This window comes from Micromonospora cabrerizensis (assembly GCF_022230955.1).
GTDB lineage: Bacteria > Actinomycetota > Actinomycetes > Mycobacteriales > Micromonosporaceae > Micromonospora > Micromonospora cabrerizensis.
Genome location: NZ_JAKKFI010000104.1, coordinates 1 through 4385 on the forward strand (window position 1 = coordinate 1; position 4385 = coordinate 4385).

Here is a 4385-nt window from a genome sequence, read left to right on the forward strand (position 1 = left end):
GCACCGGCTGGTCCGAGGGCGTCGGGGTGCTGCTGGTCGAGCGGCTGTCCACCGCGGTCCGGCGCGGTCACCCGGTGCTCGCGCTGGTCCGTGGCACGGCCGTCAACCAGGACGGCGCGTCGAACGGTCTGACCGCTCCGAACGGCCCCGCACAGCAGCGGGTGATCCGGGCCGCGCTGGCCGACGCCGGTCTCTCCACCGCCGACGTCGACGTGGTGGAGGCCCACGGCACCGGCACGGTGCTGGGTGACCCGATCGAGGCGCAGGCGCTGCTGGCCACCTACGGCCAGGGCCGCCCCGCCGACCGGCCGCTGTGGCTCGGCTCGATCAAGTCGAACCTGGGTCACGCGCAGGCCGCCGCCGGGGTCGGCGGCATCATCAAGATGGTCATGGCGATGCGGGCCGGCCTGATGCCCCGCACCCTGCACGCGGACGAGCCGACCACGCACGTCGACTGGTCGTCGGGCTCGGTCGCCCTGCTCACCGAGGCCCGCGAGTGGGCGGGTGACGGGCGCCCGCGCCGGTCGGCGGTCTCCTCGTTCGGTGTCTCCGGCACCAACGCGCACGTCATCCTCGAAGCCGCGCCCGAACCGGACCCGATCCGGGACAGCGAGCGGGCGGACGCCGCTGGCGACGTACCGCTGGTGCTCTCCGCCCGCAGCGCGGAAGCGCTGACCGCGCAGGCCGCCCGACTGCTGGCCGGTGGTGACCTGGACCTGGCCGACGTCGCGCACACCCTCGCCGGCCGAGCCCGTCTCCCGCACCGGGCGGTGGCGTTCGGCCGGGCCGCGCTGGAGGCACTCGCCGCCGGTCAGACGGACCCCGCCCTGGTCACCGGCACACCGGTGACCGGCCGGACGGCGTTCGTGTTCTCCGGTCAGGGTTCGCAGCGACCGGGTATGGGTCTGGGGTTGGTGTCGTCGTTCCCTGTGTTCGCGGACGCGTTCGACGCGGCCTGCGCGGAGCTGGACCGTCACCTCGACCGGCCGATCCGGGACGTCATCGCGGACGACGCGGAGGCCCTGGACCAGACGGTCTACACGCAGACGGCGTTGTTCGCGGTCGAGGTGGCGTTGTTCCGGCTGGTCGAGTCGTTCGGCGTCACCCCCGATTACCTGGTGGGGCACTCGATCGGTGAGATCGCCGCCGCGCACGTTTCCGGGGTGCTGTCCCTGCCCGACGCGGCGAAGCTGGTCGCCGCCCGGGGTCGCCTGATGCAGGCCCTTCCCGCAGGTGGGGTCATGGTGGCGGTGCGGGCCACCGAGGCGGAGGTTCTGCCGCTGCTGACCGACGGCGTGTCCGTCGCGGCCGTCAACGGCCCGCGTTCGGTGGTGCTGTCCGGCGTGGAAGGCGAGGTCACCGCCGTCGCGGCGACATACAAGTCCAAGCGACTGCAAGTCAGTCACGCGTTCCACTCGGTGCTGATGGAGCCGATGCTGGCCGAGTTCGCGCAGGTCGCGCAGACGTTGACCTACGCCGAACCGCGGATCCCGATCGTGTCCAACGTGAGTGGGCAGATCGCCGAGACGCAGGACGCCGGCTACTGGGTGCGGCACGTGCGGGAAGCGGTCCGCTTCGCCGACGGCATCGCCACCCTGGAAGGCCTGGGTGTCGCCACGTTCGTGGAGATCGGCCCGGACGGGGTCCTCTCCGCCATGGGCGCCGACTGTGTCACCGCTGCGGTGTTCGTACCCGTGCAACGCTCTGACCGCGACCAGCCGACCGCCCTGCTCGCCGCCCTCGCTCAGGTCTTCGTGCGCGGCGTCGCGGTGGACTGGACGCCGTGCCTGACCGGCGGACGCCTCATCGACCTGCCCACCTACGCCTTCCAGCGCCGCCGCTACTGGCCGGCCGCCGCCGTCGCTGAAGCCGGCCTCGGCGGGCACCCGCTGCTCGGCGCGATGGTCCCCCTGGCCGGCAGCGACGACGAGCGGGTGCACACCGGCCACTGGACCACCGGCTCGGTGCCCTGGCTGGCCGACCACCGCATCGCCGGATCGGTCGTCGTGCCCGGCACCGCGCTGCTCGAACTGGTTCTCGCCGCCGGCACCGAGGCCGGCTGCGAGCACGTCGACGACCTCGTCCTCTCCGCTCCCGTGGTGGCCGGCGAACGCGGCGTGCAACTCCAGGTCCGGGTCGGCCCGGCGGACACCGCCGGCCGCCGCCCGGTCGCGGTGCACGCCACCACCGACGGCGTCCGGTGGGCGGCACACGCCACCGGTACGGTCAGCCCCGCCACCCTGCCGGCCCCGGTGAGCGGTGAGTGGCCCCCGCCCGGCGCGACCCCGCTCGACGTGGGCGACCTCTACCACGACCTGGCCGACCGCGGCCTCGACTACGGTCCCGTCTTCCGCGGGCTGCGCGCGGCCTGGCGTGCCACCGACGGATCGCTGCACGCCGACCTGGCCCTCGACGGTGACGCCGACGGCTACGCGGCGCACCCGGCGCTGCTGGACGCCGCCCTGCACGTCCTCGGCCTGACCGGTGACGCCGGCCGGGACGCCAAGGTCCCGTTCTCGTGGACCGGCGTCACCCGACACGGTCAGACCGGCAGCGCCGCCCGCGCCCGACTGACCGTAACCGGGACGGACACCGTCCGGATCGAGCTGGCCGACGACCTCGGTCGGCCCACTGTCACCGTGGAGTCCCTGCTGCTGCGGCCGTACGCCCCGCCCTCGGTGCTGCACACGCTGACGTGGTCGCCGATCCCGGTGCCCGTGGAGTCGAGCGCGCACGACCTGACCGTGCTGCGCGTCCCGCCGGTCCCGGGCGACCAGGCCTCCGCCGCGCACACGCTGACCGTGCAGGCGCTCGCCGCCGCGCAGGCCGTCCTCGCGCAGGACGACACCCGTCTGCTCGTGCTCACCACCGGCGCGGTAGCTGCCACGCCGGACGACACCGTCCCGAACCCGTCCGGCGCCGCGGTCTGGGGCCTGATCCGCAGCGCCCAGTCCGAGCACCCGGGCCGCTTCCTGCTGGCAGACGCCGAACCCGGCGACGACCTGGACGACGCCCGGCTGGCGGCCATCACCGCCGCCGGAGAGGACCAGGTGGCGGTACGCGGCGGCGCTGTCCTCGTACCTCGGCTCGTTCCCCATCGCGCGACCGGCGACGGCCCGGCCTTCGGCACCGGAACGGTCCTGGTCACGGGCGCCCTCGGGGCGCTCGGCGGGGTCGTCACCCGGCACCTGGTGACCCGCCACGGCAGCACCGACCTGATCCTGCTCGGCCGCCGTGGCATCGACACTCCCGGTGCCGCCGAGCTGGTCGCCGACCTGACCGCACTCGGCGCCACCGCGACCGTGGTCGCCGCCGACGCGGCCGACCGGGACGCCCTCGCGGCCGTCCTCGCCGGAGCACCCGACCTGAGCGCCGTCGTGCACGTCGCCGGCGTCCTCGACGACGGTACGGTCGACGGCCTCACCCCGGACCGCGTCGCCGCCGTCCTGCGCCCGAAGGTCGACGCCGCCTGGCACCTGCACGAGCTCACCCGCGACCGGAACCTCTCCGCGTTCGTGCTGTTCTCCTCCGCGGCCGGGGTCTTCGGCGGCCCGGGGCAGGGCAACTACGCCGCGGCCAACGCCTTCCTCGACGCCCTCGCGGCGCAGCGCCGCCGCGTCGGACTGGCCGCCACCTCACTGGCGTGGGGACCATGGGCGGACGGCATGGCGGCCGGTCTCGCCCCGGCCGAACTGGACCGGATGGCCCGCTCGGGTGTGCTGCCACTGGCGACCGACGTGGCACTCACCGCGCTGGACCAGGCCTGCGCCGACAGTCAGGCCCTGCTCGTCCCGGTGCGACTGGACCCGTCGGCGACCCCGTCGCACGTCCCCGGCGTCCTGCGCGGCATGATCCGCGCGATCCCCCGGCAGCGCGCCGGCCGCGGGTCCGGCGACGAGGCCCTGGTGCGCCGGCTCGCCGGTCTGGCGCCGGCGGCGCGCCGGGACCAACTGCTCGATCTGGTACGCACCCACGTGGCCGGGGTGCTCGGCCACGGTTCCGGACGGGCCGTCGTCGCCGACCGCCCGTTCAGCGAGTTCGGCTTCGACTCTCTCGCCGCCGTCGAGCTGCGCAACGGGTTGAACGCCGCGACCGGGCTGCGGCTGGCCGCCACCCTGGTCTTCGACTACCCGACCCCAGTGGCCCTGGCCGAGCACCTGAACACCGCGCTCGGCGGCGCCGAGGAGAGCCCCACCGCCGGTGTGACCAGGGCGGTCACGGCCGACGAACCGATCGCCATCGTCGGCATGGCCTGCCGCTACCCGGGCGGTGTGACCACGCCGGAGGACCTGTGGCGGCTGGTGGACGCCGGCGGTGACGCGATCGGGGAGTTCCCCCCTGACCGGGGCTGGGATGTAGGGGTGTTGTTCGATCCCGATCCTGAC

General features: G+C 74.8%; 1 protein-coding gene. It reads left to right on the plus strand.

The window, feature by feature from the left end; genetic code table 11:
* The coding region (locus tag LADH09A_RS27830) for a type I polyketide synthase (RefSeq protein ID WP_238648630.1) at positions 1–4385 on the plus strand (4385 nt) is incomplete at both ends.